Genomic DNA, 12,964 nt, shown 5'->3' with positions numbered 1-12,964 from the left:
GGAACCAGCTACCGCAGTCGGGTTGCGAGGGTGGCGGCTGCGTCGGTGACGGCGGCGATGATGGCGACGTCGTCGGCCGACGTGTGATCACTCCATGTGGCGGCGACCGCGGCGACCGGCCAGCCGGTGTGATCGCGCACCGCCACCGCAACCGAGCGCATGCCAGAGGTGACTTCGCCGTCTTCCGTGGCGATGCCGGCGGCGCGCGTTTCGCGTAGCAGGGCACGAAGCTCGGAGAGTGAGCGTGGCCCGCGGCCGGTGCGGTCGGCGAAGGCCGATGCATCCGGATACAGCGCGCGCACCTGCTCGGCGGGCAGCGCAGCCAGCATCGCGCGGCCAGTCGCAGTGAGGTGCGCGGGCAAGCGCACGCCCACATCCGTGACGAGAGCGGGGCGGCGCGCGGCACGCTCTTCGACGATGTAAACGACATCGCGGCCACTCATCACGGCAACGTGAGTGGACTCGCCGATGCGGTCGGTGAGGGTCGCGAGGAGCGGCCTCCCGAGGCGTGCCAACGGCTCTTGCCTGGCGAAACCGCCTGCGAGTTCAAACGCCGCGGTTCCGAGCCCCCACGTGCGTGATTCGGGCACATGTACGACGAATCCGTTGAGCTGCAGGGTGTCAAGCAGCTGATAAACGGTCGAACGGGGGATCGTCAGGGTCTTCGCAATCACGCTCGCCGCCAGCGGCCCACGGGCGCGCGACATCAGCGTGAGGATCCGCAGCGTCTGATCTGCGGCCGGAACAATGCGCGCTGGAGTGTCTGACATATCAGACACATTGTGGCATGAACCCCTGTTTCCGGGCGCAGCTTCGGTGTGAAATCAGACTATGAGTGCTCTCCAGACCGTGACCGTCGGCCGTCTTCCTCTCACCCCTGCGGAGGTCGTCGCCGTCGCGCGCCACGGCGCACCGGTCACGATCGACCCTGACGCCCTCGCCGGCGTCGCCGAGTCGCGCGCTCGCATCGAGGCCCTCGCCGACGATGCGGTGCCGCACTACGGTGTCTCGACCGGGTTCGGTGCGCTTGCCACGACCTTCATTTCTCCCGACCGCCGCGCCCAGTTGCAGGCCAGCCTGATCCGCTCGCACGCCGCCGGAACCGGGGCTGAAGTCGAGACGGAAGTGGTGCGGGCGCTGCACCTGTTGCGACTGCGCACCCTGGTATCTGGCCGCACGGGTGTGCGCCCCATCGTCGTTGAGACGTACGCGGCCATGCTGAACGCTGGCATCACCCCGATCGTGCGGGAGTACGGTTCACTCGGGTGCTCTGGAGACCTCGCCCCGCTCTCGCACATCGCGCTCGCCGCGATGGGCGAAGGTGACGTACGTGTTGCCGGCGTGCAGGTTCCGGCTGCCGAAGCCCTGAATGCCGCGGGCATTGCGCCGCTTGAGCTGCGGGAGAAAGAGGGGCTCGCCCTCATCAACGGCACGGACGGCATGCTGGGCATGCTCGTGCTCGCGCTGCACGACCTGGAGAACCTCCTCGAAGTTGCTGATCTGTCTGCAGCCATGTCGATCGAATCGCAGCTCGGCACCGACGCGGTGTTCGCGCAAGACCTCATGGACCTGCGCCCGCAGCTTGGTCAGGGCCAATCCGCCGCGAACCTGCGCGCGTACCTCAATCCTTCTCCCATGGTGCAGAGCCACAAGGGCCCGGAAGACACCCGCGTGCAGGACGCGTACTCGCTGCGTTGCTCGCCGCAGGTGCACGGCGCCGCCCGCGACACCGCCGCACACGCCGCCCTCATCGCGGACCGCGAGCTGGCGTCCGTCGTCGATAACCCGGTCGTCACTCTCGATGGTCGGGTGGAATCGAACGGAAACTTCCACGGGGCCCCGGTTGCTTACGTGCTCGACTTCCTTGCGATCGCGATTGCCGATGTCGCCTCGATTTCTGAGCGCCGTACCGACCGTGCGCTCGACAAGTCCCGCAGCCACGGGCTTCCGCCGTTTCTCGCTCATGAAGTGGGCGTGGATTCCGGCCTGATGATCGCGCAGTACGCGGCGGCAGGCATTGTGTCTGAGCTGAAGCGTCTCGCGGTTCCGGCATCCGTCGACTCGATTCCGTCGTCTGCGATGCAGGAAGACCACGTGTCGATGGGGTGGGCCGCTGCCCGCAAGCTCCGCCGCGGTATTGATGGCCTGGCCCGAGTGCTGGCTATTGAGCTGCTGACCGGTTCTCGCGCACTAGACCTGCGTGCGCCGCTGCAGCCTGGCCCCGCGACGGGAGCCGTCCGCGAGCTCATCCGTACCGAGGTTGCGGGCCCCGGCCCCGACCGTTTCCTTTCGCCAGACATGGAGGCCATCACCGAGATGGTGCTCTCGGGTCAGGTTCTCGCCGCTGCCCGCGGTGTCAACAACTAAGCGCACGACGCACATCGAACAAGGAGTGAGCATGACAACGACGCCACGCACCATTCGCGCGACCCGCGGCAACGAACGCACAGCACAGAGCTGGGGAGCGGAAGCCGCCAAGCGCATGCTGATGAACAACCTCGACCCCGAGGTTGCCGAACACCCAGAAGACCTTGTCGTTTACGGCGGAACCGGACGGGCCGCGCGATCGTGGGCGGCATATGACGCGATCATTCGCACGCTTGATGAGATGGCGCCCGATGAGACGCTGCTCGTGCAGTCGGGCAAGCCGGTGGGTGTCTTTCGCACACACGACTGGGCGCCTCGGGTGCTCATCGCCAACTCCAACCTCGTCGGCGACTGGGCGACGTGGCCGGAGTTCCGTCGTCTCGAAGACCTCGGCCTCACGATGTACGGCCAGATGACCGCCGGATCATGGATCTACATTGGCACGCAGGGAATCCTGCAGGGCACATACGAAACCTTCGCTGCTGTTGCACGTTCACTCGGGCGTGAAAGCCTTGCGGGTACGCTCACGCTGACCGGCGGCGCTGGCGGCATGGGCGGCGCGCAGCCGCTCGCCGTCACCTTCAACGGCGGAGCCGTGCTGATCGTTGACGTCGACGAAAGCCGCTTGGCTCGCCGCGTCGACCACGGTTACCTCGACGAGTACACCACCGATCTTGACGCTGCCGTTGAACGCGTCGTTGCCGCGAAGAACGCGGGGGAGGCCCTCTCGGTCGGCGTCGTTGGCAACGCCGCCGAGGTGTTCCCCGAACTTCTGCGCCGTGGCACCCCCATCGATATTGTCACCGACCAGACCAGCGCACACGATCCGCTCGCTTACCTCCCGATCGGCGTCAGCGTCGATGAGTGGAAGGCGGAAGCGACACGGGATCCGGAAGGGTTCACCGAAAAGTCTCGCGCGGCGATGGCGGCTCACGTGCGCGCGATGGTCGAGTTTCAAGACGCGGGTGCCGCTGTCTTCGACTATGGCAACTCGATCCGTGCAGAAGCGCAACTGGGTGGATACGACCGCGCCTTCGAGTTCCCCGGCTTCGTGCCCGCGTACATTCGCCCCCAGTTTGAAGAGGGACGTGGCCCGTTCCGCTGGGTGGCGCTCTCCGGCGACCCGGAAGACATTCGCAAGACCGACCGCGCCATTGCCGAGCTCTTCCCGCACGATGCCGCGCTGCACCGTTGGCTCGAGCAGGCGGGCGAGAAGGTGCACTTTGAGGGTCTGCCCGCCCGCATCTGCTGGTTGGGCTACAAGGAGCGCCACCTGGCTGGTCTTAAGTTCAACGAGATGGTGGCATCAGGAGAACTCTCCGCGCCCATCGTGATTGGCCGTGATCACCTGGATTCTGGTTCCGTCGCCAGCCCCTACCGCGAAACCGAATCCATGAAGGATGGTTCCGACGCGATCGCCGACTGGCCGCTGCTGAACGCCCTGCTCAACACCGCGTCCGGTGCCTCGTGGGTCTCGATTCACCACGGCGGTGGCGTCGGTATTGGCCGATCGATCCACGCTGGCCAGGTGACCGTCGCCGACGGTACGGCGCTTGCCGCCGAGAAGATTGAGCGGGTATTGACGAACGACCCGGGTACCGGGGTTATGCGTCACGTCGATGCTGGCTATGAGCACGCCGCCGATATCGCGCGAGAGCGGGGCCTCACAATTCCGATGATGGACGCCTAATGGCAACCCTCGTCACCGGCATTGGTGAGCTCACGACGAACGTCGCCACCGATAGCGACGCGTGCGGCACGCTACATGGCGCCGCCGTGCGCATCGAGAACGGGCGCGTCGCCTGGGTCGGTGACGCCCGGCGCGCGGAACCAGCGGAGCGCGTGATCGACGTGGAGGGTGCGGCCGTCATCCCCGGGTTCGTTGACAGTCACACGCACCTTGTTTTCGGTGGGGATCGGGCCGAGGAGTTTGCCGCCAGAATGACCGGAACCCCGTATGCGGCTGGCGGGATCCGCACGACTGTCGCGGCGACACGCGACGCGTCGGATCAAGCACTGCGCACGCGACTGCACGGGTTTGTCGCCGAGTGTCTGAGCCAGGGAACCACGACCCTGGAAATCAAGACGGGCTACGGCCTCGACGTTGAGTCGGAGGCTAAGCTCGCGCGCCTCGCGCGAGAAGTCACTGACGAGGTCACCTTCCTCGGTGCCCACGTGGTTCCGGTCGAGTATGCCGACAACCGTGATGCGTATGTGGATCTGGTGTGCGGTGACATGCTGTCGGCGGTTGCGCCGTACGCCACCTGGATCGACGTGTTCTGCGAACGCGGTGCGTTTGACGTGGACGAGTCTCGCCGTGTTTTGCAGGCAGGAATTGAAGCGGGGCTGAAGCCGCGCGTGCATGGCAATCAGCTCGGCGAGGGCGGTGGCGTGGCGTTGGCCGTCGAGATGGGGGCGGCAAGCGTTGATCACTGCACCTACCTCAGTGATCACGATGTGGCGTTGCTCGCCGGCTCAGACACTGTGGCGACGCTGCTGCCTGGGGTGGAGTTCTCGACGAAGCATCCGTATCCGAACGCGCGGCGCTTGCTCGATGCGGGGGTGACCGTGGCGTTGGCGAGCGATTGCAACCCGGGCACCAGCTTCACGACCTCGATGCCGCTGATGATCGCCCTCGCGGTGCGCGAGATGGGGATGTCTCCTGCCGAGGCCGTGTGGGCGGCAACAGCCGGAGGTGCTGCGGCGCTCGGCCGCACCGACGTCGGCAACCTGGCCGTTGGTTCCGCCGCTCACCTCGCAGTGTTGCGGGCACCCTCGCGCATCCACCTGGCATACCGGCCGGGAGTGCCGATGGTGGAGCGGGTAATTACCGGCTAGTTTTCTCGCGGGATGTCGTACTGCACGCGCGTCGGCGGCGTGCGGAATGCCTCGCGCCATGTGTCTGCGCCCCACGTGAACCACGCGACGGCGCATGTCGGCATGTGCGGAATCTGCGGACCGAAGTGCCGCGCCAGAATGCTGAGTGTGGGGTCGTGCGCCACCACAGCGACGTTTTCTTCTTCACGTTCGGCGACCAGATCGGCGATGCGTCGCGGGTCGGCGTTGTAAAGCTGGTCGAAGAACTCAATCTCGGCGCCCAGCGCATCGGCAAAGTACTGGGCGGTGCTTGCCGCGCGCACGGCGGTCGATGACAGGATCACGTCGATCTGCTGTTTGCGGGCGGCCACCAGGTGTGCCATCACGGGAGCGTCGCGCAGACCGCGACGGTCAAGCGGGCGGTCAAAGTCGCTGAGGTCGGGGTCGTCCCACGAGCTCTTCGCGTGCCGAATCAGGGTCAGTTGCATCACGCACGCTCCGAGACGGCGGCGATGAGTTCGAGTAGGCAGAGGGCCGCGAGGCGGACGGTGCGGCCATCTTCGGCATCGGCGGTGGCATCGACCTCGGTGATGTCGGCTGATGCCACCGTAGTGCTGCGTCCGATGCCGCGCACCAGGGCGCGCAACTCCCATGCGGCGAGGCCACCGGGAACACTTGCCGGGCATCCGGGGGCGACCGAACGGTCGGCAACGTCGACATCAATATCGAAGTGCACGGGGCCGGTGCCGGCAATTTCCAGTGCCTCGGCGACGACATCGTCGATGCCGCGGCGACGCACGTCATCGATGCCGATCACCGTGATGCCGAGGTCACGCACGCGCTTTGCGTACGCGACCGAGTTCGCGAAATCGGCGATACCAATTTGCACGATGCGGTGCGGATCAAGGCCCGATTCGACGAGCCTCCGTACGGGCGAACCGTTAGAGACGCCATCACGCACGTCGTAGTGCGCGTCAAGCGTGATGAGTCCGGTGGCGTGCGCGCCACGCGCCGCCGCGTACGTGACGCTGTTGTCGCCACCGAGCGCGACGACCAGGCGCGACGTGCGGGCGAGTTCGGAGACGTGCGCCGTGGTGCGCTCTTCGCCCTCGGGGCTGTCAGGGTCGCGCACGTCGCCCGCGTCGCGAACGATCAGTTCGCTGAGATCAACGATGTGCTCGCCCGTCACTAGCGCGGGGGAGAAGCGTTGAATTGCCTCGCGAATCGCCGCAGGGGTCTCGTGCGCTCCCGTTGGGGAGAGGGAGGTCAGGTGCGCAGGAACGCCGAGAACGGCGACATCGGCGGAACCATCAAAAGCGGGCCAGCCGCCAGCACGCGGCCACAGAGGATCAAACGAAAGAGCCATGGTTCGTTCACACTATCGCCGCTGCGCAGTGACGTCGAGGATTCAGTGGCGGATGCTGCGGGGCTAGGGGTGGAGTGGGCTCAGGCGGAACTAGCAGGGGCGGGTCGTGAGTATGCGCGGCGGACGGTGTCGTCTCGGGTGTTCCTTTTGTTGATCCGCGATGGGGAATGGTGGTCGCTGAGCGGGTGTGAGTCGCGGCCACGATGAGAAAGGGAGGCATATCGCGCACAAGTTTTTCATTCCTATTCTTGAAAATCCTTGAACTATTCGAAGCTCTGTTCTAAAATGGGGGTATGAGCAATCCACATCTCACCCCTCTTCTCGAAGCCGTTGCGGCGCTCGAGTCGGCGTGGTGCGATGCGGAATGTGGCACCGATTTAGACCGCACGCAGTTACTGGCAGTGAATGCCGCGATGGGAACATTGCAACGAAGGTTTGACGGACTCCGCGCAGAAGTCGCCGCGGGCATTGAGCATGAGTCACGGCCTGAGTTGGGGCCGGATGGTCTCGCGAAGCAGCAGGGTTTTCGCAACTCGGCGACGCTGATCGCGGCAACAACCGGTGGTACGACCGGCGATGCGTCAAAGCTCACAAAACTGGGTAAAGCGACCGCGCCGCGGTCGAACCTGCTCGGTGAGAAGTTGCCTCCGAAGTATCCGGCGGTACAAGACGCGTTACAGCGGGGCACGATTGCCGCGGCCGCCGGGTCGCTGATCGTCGCGATGCTGGACCGTGCGCGCCTGAACGCGAGTATCGAGCAGATCGTTGAGGCTGAGGCTCTTCTGGTGGAGGGTGCTGCGGGGCTCTCGTGTGATGACGTCCGCAAACTCGTCACCCGCGCCGAAGCATGGTTGAACCCCGACGGTGTTGAACCTCGCGAAGATGAGGCCCGTGCCAGCCGGTCACTGACGATGTTTGAACGTGACGGGTCCCTGTTCGTGAACTTCCGCACCGACGTCGCGTCAGGTGCCCCGATCAAGAACGCGATCCAAGCCTGGGTCACCGCCACCTTCCAAGCCCGCAACACCAACCCCAACGCCAACGCCGGTCACAGTGACACATGCGAAGGCACCGCCACGGGCTCTGGCGTCCCGAATGATGTGGGAACTGCCGCGGCCGGGGACGCTCCCGAGGGATGGGCGATGCCGGGTGACGATCGTCGCACCGTCGCGCAACTGCAAGCCGACGCGCTCACCGCGATCTGCGAGCACATCACCGGATGCGACAACAACGAACTCCCCCTCACCGGCGCGACCGTCATTGTCCGCGTGAGCCTTGATGACCTCACCGCCGGCACTGGTGTCGCGACGATCGACGGCACCGACCAGCCGATCAGCATCAGCACCTGCAGGCAAATGGCCGCGAGTGGTGGTGTTATCCCCGCTGTCCTCGGGTCGGATGGTGAGATTCTCGATTGGGGTCGTGAAAAGCGACTCTTCACGAAGGCGCAACGCCTCGCGCTCGTCGAACGAGACGGCGGATGCGTCATGTGCGGGTTGCCACCCCAAATGACGAAAGCGCATCACATCCGATGGTGGCAGCGAGACACCGGCCCAACCGACCTCAACAACGGCGTCCTGCTCTGCACGAGCTGCCATCACCGTATTCACGACAATGGCTGGACCATCCACGTCGACGGCACCAAACGTACGTCGAAAGTGTGGATCATCCCACCCGCCACCGTCGACCCGACACAAACCCCACGCCTCGGCGGCCGCGCTCGATACGACATCGCCGCCTAACGGCCGACGGCCTAACTGAGCGACGATCTGCCCCACCCCACCCCACCCGGCCCGGCTTTGTTTGTTACGGCATCGCCGCCTAGCTCGCCCAAAGCTGGGCTGAGCGGGCCGGCGTACACCCCGCCCCTATGTCAGACAGGCGTCGTGTTTGAGACCGCGCCGCTACGCGACATGACCCACCGAATGGAGCCGGGGAGCCCTGAGCCACATACGATGGGAGCCATGACGATCGCGACGCCGTATGAGGATCTGCTGCGAGATGTGCTGGCCAACGGCACCCACAAGACGGATCGCACGGGCACCGGAACCACAAGCGTGTTTGGCAGGCAGCTGCGGTTTGACCTGGCGAATGATTCCTTCCCGCTGATCACCACCAAGCGCGTGCACTTTAAGTCGGTCGCGCTTGAACTGCTGTGGTTCTTGCGTGGCGAATCAAACGTCTCCTGGCTACAAGAGAACGGCGTGCGCATTTGGAACGAGTGGGCCGACGAAAACGGCGAACTCGGACCGGTGTACGGCGTGCAGTGGCGCTCATGGCCGACACCCGATGGCGAGCACATCGACCAGATCGCTCAGGTCATTGAGCAGTTAAAGACCAACCCAGACTCCCGCCGGATCATCGTCTCCGCCTGGAACGTGGCCGAGATCAAGAACATGGCGTTGCCGCCGTGCCACGCGTTCTTCCAGTTCTACGTCGCTGACGGCAAACTCTCCTGCCAGCTGTACCAGCGCTCCGCCGACATGTTTCTCGGCGTGCCTTTCAACATCGCCTCGTACGCGTTGCTGACCCGCATGATCGCCCAGCAGGTCGGTCTCGATGTCGGCGAATTCGTCTGGACAGGTGGAGACGTACACATTTACGACAACCACCTCGAACAGGTCAAGACGCAATTGGAGCGCGAACCGTTCCCGTCGCCCACGCTCACCTTCACGCGTACGCCCGAGTCGATCTTTGACTACTCGTTCGATGACTTCGCGGTGCATAACTACCAGCACCACGCGCAGATCTCGGCACCGGTTGCGGTCTAGCCATGCAGCTTCCTGAACTTCCGCCCCAGGCCATCGGCCTCATCTGGGCGCAGACCCGTGACGGTGTCATCGGACGCGCAGGAGACATGCCGTGGAAGGCGCCGGAAGACATGGCGCACTTCAAAGAGACGACGATGGGTCACCCGGTCGTGATGGGACGGCGCACATGGGAGTCCATCCCACCGCGCTTTCGACCGTTTGACGGACGCACCAACTTCGTGCTCACGAGCGACCCCCATGTGACCGCCGAAGCGGAAGCCGCTGGCGCTCGCGTTTTCACCAACCTGGATGACGCGCTTGCCGCCGCTGCCGACGCTCCCGGCGGCGAACTCGTATGGGTTGTCGGCGGCGGTGCGCTCTACGAAAGCACCGCAGACCGCGCCGATATCGCGGTCGTGACGGTACTTGACCTCGAAGTGCCAGACGGAGACACCTTCGCTCCCGCGCTACCTCCCGGTTTTGTGAACGTGACGTCGACTCCCGAAGACGGCTTCACGCCCTCCGACCGCGGCCCGGCATACCGCTTCGAAACCTGGGCGTTAGACGAAGAACTCTAGACGCCCGGCTCAACACTTGCGTCACGCACGACCCTGATGAGCGTTGCCCAGGGCCCGACCACCGCCGATTCGGGGAGCACGACCGAGCGCTCATCGTGCCGAATCACGGCAACGATGCGCCACATGAAGCCGTCCGCACGCAGATCTGTCGGTGGCGTCGCATTCCACGGACACTCCTCGATGACGGCAACCCAGTGCGACTCGTCACCCGCCGGAGCTTCCGCTTGCCAACGACGGGTGATGCCCGCAACTCCGCCGCTACGCGTCACCCGCACCGCAATATGCGGCTCGTCTTTCGCCTCCTCTGCCCCCGACTCGGCCCCAACCCGCGCCTCATCGTCGCTGCTGGGAGGCATTACCTCGCGATTCGTCATAAACACCAACCGCGCGCCAGGCTCGCTTAACGGCACGCACCTCCTCTGAGGCTTTACCGTACTCCGCCTGCGCCGCAGAAACAGTGGCGTCAGCAAACTCGATGAAGGTTGCCGTCGTCGACAGGGTGCCCGTCAGCGCCCGATACCAAATCAGGCCAGCACGATCCCACGCAAACCCACCCAGATCGCGAGCCAACAGGGCAAACGCACGGTTCGGAATGCCCGAGTTCACGTGCACCCCACCGTTATCTTCAATCATCGTGACGTAATCGCGCATGTGCCCAGGCTGCGGATCACGGCCGAGAACGTCATCGTCATAAGCGGTGCCGGGCTCCAGCATATTGCGCAGCGCCACCCCCTGCACGGCCGCGGTGAAGATTTCGGAACCAATCAGCCAGCTCGCCTCATCAGCCGTCTGCTGGCCAAAATACTGCTCGGTGAGGGCGCCAAATACATCAGCAATCGATTCATTGAGGGCACCCGATTGATTGCGATACGCGAGGTTCGCCGTGTGTTGGATCACACCGTGCGAGAGCTCGTGACCGATCACAGACAGGGAGTTAGCGAACCCCACAAACACCTCACCATCACCGTCGCCGAAGACCATCCGCTCGCCGTCCCAAAAGGCATTGTCGTAGTCTTCGCCGTAGTGCACGGTCGCGTTGAGCGCAGCGCCAGCCCCATCGAGGGAATTGCGCTGAAACGCACGGAGCAACAGATCAAACGTGGCACCCAAACCGTCGTAAGCCGCATTCACCGTGGCATCTGCCACCGGCTCTGCACCTTCTTCTCGCACAATGGTTCCGGGAAGCACCTGCGTGTTCTCAGCATCCGCGATCGTACGATTCGGGGCATCGGTCAGCTCGACAATGAGTGAACCGGAACCATCAACAGAGAGATCAAGTTGTGCGCGATGCCGAAACGGCGGACGCCCCGCCGCGATCGTGCGACGCGCGGCCGCGGCAGCCGTCGGATACTGCTCATCGCCCGTCTGCGCCAGCCGATTCAGCAGATACGGCGGAATGATTGCCTGGAATGTCGCCATGAGGGGAGGCTACGCCTGATCACCGACACTGTCGCGCGATCACGAAAACGACGGGCCTACGCCCCCAAGACGGCGTGTGCAATCGTGTAGATGAGCACACCAGCCAGCGAGCCGACAATGGTTCCGTTGAGGCGAATGAACTGCAGGTCTTTGCCGACCATGAGCTCAATCTTCTCCGTCGTCTCGCTGGGATCCCATCGCTCGACAGTGTCGGTGATGATGCTGGCGATGTCGTGCTTGTACCGCTCCACGACGAAGACTGCCGCCTGGGTAATCCAGGCGTCGAGGCGCGCCTGGAGCGCATCATCACGCGTGAGCCGCTGGCCGAAATCAAAGATGGCCGCATCGATGCGGGCGCGCAACGTGCTGGTCGGGTTCTCCAGCGACTCCAGCAACCCCACCTTGACCGTGTTCCACGCCTCGCCAGCCAGTTCTCGAACGCGCGGGCTGTCAAAAACAGCCGACTTCGCGTCCTCCAGCTTCGCCATCGTCACCGGATCGTGCTGCAAATTGTCGGCGAGCTTCGCGAGATACGCGTCGATCGCATGTCGCGCCTGATGTTCCTTGTCAGCCTGCACCGCACCCACAAACTTGACCGCCTCCTTATACGCGGTGTCATCCACGAAGCGGTGCGCGAGCGACGGCACCCACGACGGCAGGCGCTTGGACAGGAGCCCGGAAAAGTAGCTCTGGTTATTGTGCAACCAGGTGGCGATGCTGTCGACGGCGAGATCCACCGCACCATGATGGGCGTTTGACTCAACAACCTTGCCCAGCCAGGTGCCTGCAGGCGGTCCCCACTGCGGATTGAGCAGATGGTCACGCGCAAGATCACCAATGAGATCTTGCACATCGTCGTCACTGAGCGCGCGCAAGACGTTGGCCGCGAGGGTCGCCGATTCCGTGCCCACGCGCCGCGCGTGCTCAGGGGAGCTCAGCCAGGTTCCGAGGTTCTTCGAAATCGCCGTCGAGCCGAGTTTTTTCTCGACGACCTCGCCGGAGAGGAAGTTCGTCTCGACAAACTCGCCGAGCGAACGCCCGATTTCATCCTTGCGCTTGGGAATGATCGCCGTGTGCGGAATCGGAATCCCGAGCGGATGCCGAAAAAGCGCCGTAACGGCAAACCAATCGGCGAGCGCACCCACCATGCCACCCTCGGCAGCGGCACGCACATACCCCCACGCCTCGACGTCGCGCTGCAGCACGAACGCGACGCAAAACAGCACCGCCATTCCGATGAGCGCGCCGAGGGCGACACCCTTCATCGTGCGCAGGGCGCGTCGGCGCTCCTGATCGGCGGGAGAAAGCAGAGCCGTCGGTGTGCGAACCATGCCGCCATCCTTTCACCAGGAGTAGGCTTCGAGCGTGATCGAAGACATCAAAAAGCGTGCGTTGCACCGAACCAGCATCCTGGAAGGGCAAATGCGCGGCCTCGCGAAGATGATCGACAACGAGGACTACTGCATGGATATCATCACGCAGTCCCGCGCCATCCAGCGCTCGCTGGAGTCTTTGAACAAGCTTCTCCTGGAGAACCACTTGCGCCAGCACGTCAGCCACATGATGGAGCACGGCGGAGAACAGCGCGAGCAGGCCATCGCCGAAATGCTGAAGGCTTTTGAGGTGTCAGGCAAGTAGGGTGCCGGAACCAGGGGTGCGTCGTGAAG

At 64.3% G+C, this 12,964-nt stretch carries 13 protein-coding genes; 7 read left to right on the top strand and 6 right to left on the bottom strand.

Annotated features, from left to right (window positions below; translation table 11 throughout):
- Nucleotides 1–8: 8 nt before the first annotated feature.
- Nucleotides 9–770 (bottom strand): IclR family transcriptional regulator, encoded by a 762-nt coding sequence (locus KTJ77_RS09010; RefSeq protein WP_217338059.1) that lies wholly within the window; start codon nucleotides 768–770, stop codon nucleotides 9–11.
- Nucleotides 771–831: 61 nt separating this feature from the next.
- Between KTJ77_RS09010 and hutH the strand changes: the two genes are divergently transcribed.
- The 3 genes from hutH to hutI are packed head-to-tail and all read left to right on the top strand — an operon-like array spanning nucleotide 832 to nucleotide 5,205.
- Nucleotides 832–2,367 (top strand): histidine ammonia-lyase, encoded by a 1,536-nt coding sequence (gene hutH / locus KTJ77_RS09005; RefSeq protein WP_217338058.1) that lies wholly within the window; start codon nucleotides 832–834, stop codon nucleotides 2,365–2,367.
- A 31-nt stretch (nucleotides 2,368–2,398) separates the two neighbouring features.
- The gene (gene hutU, locus KTJ77_RS09000; RefSeq protein WP_217338057.1) at nucleotides 2,399–4,057 is read left to right on the top strand and encodes a urocanate hydratase; all 1,659 of its coding nucleotides are present in this window, start codon (nucleotides 2,399–2,401) and stop codon (nucleotides 4,055–4,057) included.
- The gene (hutI, locus tag KTJ77_RS08995) at nucleotides 4,057–5,205 is read left to right on the top strand and encodes an imidazolonepropionase (RefSeq protein ID WP_217338056.1); all 1,149 of its coding nucleotides are present in this window, start codon (nucleotides 4,057–4,059) and stop codon (nucleotides 5,203–5,205) included. Before hutU ends, hutI begins: the two co-directional genes overlap by 1 nt.
- On the opposite strand, the gene KTJ77_RS08990 is transcribed toward hutI, so the two are convergent.
- The gene (locus KTJ77_RS08990) at nucleotides 5,202–5,672 is read right to left on the bottom strand and encodes a histidine phosphatase family protein (RefSeq protein WP_254367722.1); all 471 of its coding nucleotides are present in this window, start codon (nucleotides 5,670–5,672) and stop codon (nucleotides 5,202–5,204) included. The two genes, hutI and KTJ77_RS08990, sit on opposite strands and share 4 nt — an antisense overlap.
- Nucleotides 5,672–6,550, bottom strand: coding sequence for an agmatinase family protein (locus KTJ77_RS08985; protein WP_217338054.1), 879 nt, complete (start codon nucleotides 6,548–6,550; stop codon nucleotides 5,672–5,674). The genes KTJ77_RS08990 and KTJ77_RS08985 overlap by 1 nt, the downstream gene beginning before the upstream one ends.
- Nucleotides 6,551–6,843: 293 nt before the next feature.
- Between KTJ77_RS08985 and KTJ77_RS08980 the strand changes: the two genes are divergently transcribed.
- The 3 genes from KTJ77_RS08980 to KTJ77_RS08970 all read left to right on the top strand — a co-directional run bounded on the left by KTJ77_RS08980 (nucleotide 6,844) and on the right by KTJ77_RS08970 (nucleotide 9,878).
- Nucleotides 6,844–8,292 (top strand): HNH endonuclease signature motif containing protein, encoded by a 1,449-nt coding sequence (locus KTJ77_RS08980; RefSeq protein WP_217338053.1) that lies wholly within the window; start codon nucleotides 6,844–6,846, stop codon nucleotides 8,290–8,292.
- A gap of 222 nt (nucleotides 8,293–8,514) precedes the next feature.
- Nucleotides 8,515–9,321: a thymidylate synthase gene (locus KTJ77_RS08975; RefSeq protein ID WP_217338052.1), complete on the top strand. Its 807-nt coding sequence runs from the start codon at nucleotides 8,515–8,517 to the stop codon at nucleotides 9,319–9,321.
- Between the two features lie 2 nt (nucleotides 9,322–9,323).
- Nucleotides 9,324–9,878 carry a dihydrofolate reductase gene (locus KTJ77_RS08970; protein WP_217338051.1) on the top strand — a complete coding sequence of 185 codons (555 nt, stop codon included), beginning with the start codon at nucleotides 9,324–9,326 and terminating at the stop codon, nucleotides 9,876–9,878.
- On the opposite strand, the gene KTJ77_RS08965 is transcribed toward KTJ77_RS08970, so the two are convergent.
- Genes KTJ77_RS08965 through KTJ77_RS08955 form a run of 3 tightly spaced genes read right to left on the bottom strand, consistent with a single transcriptional unit; the run spans nucleotide 9,875 to nucleotide 12,628 of the window.
- A complete protein-coding gene (locus KTJ77_RS08965; protein ID WP_217338050.1) occupies nucleotides 9,875–10,234 on the bottom strand; it encodes a protealysin inhibitor emfourin in 360 nt (119 codons plus the stop codon). The genes KTJ77_RS08970 and KTJ77_RS08965 overlap by 4 nt on opposite strands.
- Nucleotides 10,212–11,297 carry a M4 family metallopeptidase gene (locus KTJ77_RS08960; RefSeq protein WP_217338049.1) on the bottom strand — a complete coding sequence of 362 codons (1,086 nt, stop codon included), beginning with the start codon at nucleotides 11,295–11,297 and terminating at the stop codon, nucleotides 10,212–10,214. The genes KTJ77_RS08965 and KTJ77_RS08960 overlap by 23 nt, the downstream gene beginning before the upstream one ends.
- A 56-nt stretch (nucleotides 11,298–11,353) precedes the next feature.
- The gene (locus tag KTJ77_RS08955; RefSeq protein WP_217338048.1) at nucleotides 11,354–12,628 is read right to left on the bottom strand and encodes a DUF445 domain-containing protein; all 1,275 of its coding nucleotides are present in this window, start codon (nucleotides 12,626–12,628) and stop codon (nucleotides 11,354–11,356) included.
- Nucleotides 12,629–12,662: 34 nt separating this feature from the next.
- Here KTJ77_RS08955 and KTJ77_RS08950 point away from each other — a divergent pair, with 34 nt between their 5' ends.
- Nucleotides 12,663–12,935: a metal-sensitive transcriptional regulator gene (locus KTJ77_RS08950; protein WP_217338047.1), complete on the top strand. Its 273-nt coding sequence runs from the start codon at nucleotides 12,663–12,665 to the stop codon at nucleotides 12,933–12,935.
- The last annotated feature ends 29 nt before the right edge of the window (nucleotides 12,936–12,964 follow it).

It is taken from the genome of Microbacterium sp. NC79 (genome assembly GCF_019061125.1).
GTDB lineage: Bacteria > Actinomycetota > Actinomycetes > Actinomycetales > Microbacteriaceae > Microbacterium.
Note: the sequence above shows the minus strand (reverse complement) of the source record. Positions and strands in the feature narration are given on the sequence as shown.

Excerpts from the sequence above, each read along its gene's own strand:
- KTJ77_RS08955 (WP_217338048.1), bottom strand. The coding sequence starts at position 12,628 with ATGGTTCGCACACCGACGGCTCTGCTTTCTCCCGCCGATCAGGAGCGC.
- KTJ77_RS08970 (WP_217338051.1), top strand. The coding sequence starts at position 9,324 with ATGCAGCTTCCTGAACTTCCGCCCCAGGCCATCGGCCTCATCTGGGCG.
- KTJ77_RS08990 (WP_254367722.1), bottom strand. The coding sequence starts at position 5,672 with ATGCAACTGACCCTGATTCGGCACGCGAAGAGCTCGTGGGACGACCCC.
- KTJ77_RS08960 (WP_217338049.1), bottom strand. The coding sequence starts at position 11,297 with ATGGCGACATTCCAGGCAATCATTCCGCCGTATCTGCTGAATCGGCTG.
- KTJ77_RS08965 (WP_217338050.1), bottom strand. The coding sequence starts at position 10,234 with ATGCCTCCCAGCAGCGACGATGAGGCGCGGGTTGGGGCCGAGTCGGGG.
- hutH (WP_217338058.1), top strand. The coding sequence starts at position 832 with ATGAGTGCTCTCCAGACCGTGACCGTCGGCCGTCTTCCTCTCACCCCT.
- hutU (WP_217338057.1), top strand. The coding sequence starts at position 2,399 with ATGACAACGACGCCACGCACCATTCGCGCGACCCGCGGCAACGAACGC.
- hutI (WP_217338056.1), top strand. The coding sequence starts at position 4,057 with ATGGCAACCCTCGTCACCGGCATTGGTGAGCTCACGACGAACGTCGCC.
- KTJ77_RS08985 (WP_217338054.1), bottom strand. The coding sequence starts at position 6,550 with ATGGCTCTTTCGTTTGATCCTCTGTGGCCGCGTGCTGGCGGCTGGCCC.
- KTJ77_RS08975 (WP_217338052.1), top strand. The coding sequence starts at position 8,515 with ATGACGATCGCGACGCCGTATGAGGATCTGCTGCGAGATGTGCTGGCC.
- KTJ77_RS08980 (WP_217338053.1), top strand. The coding sequence starts at position 6,844 with ATGAGCAATCCACATCTCACCCCTCTTCTCGAAGCCGTTGCGGCGCTC.
- KTJ77_RS09010 (WP_217338059.1), bottom strand. The coding sequence starts at position 770 with ATGTCAGACACTCCAGCGCGCATTGTTCCGGCCGCAGATCAGACGCTG.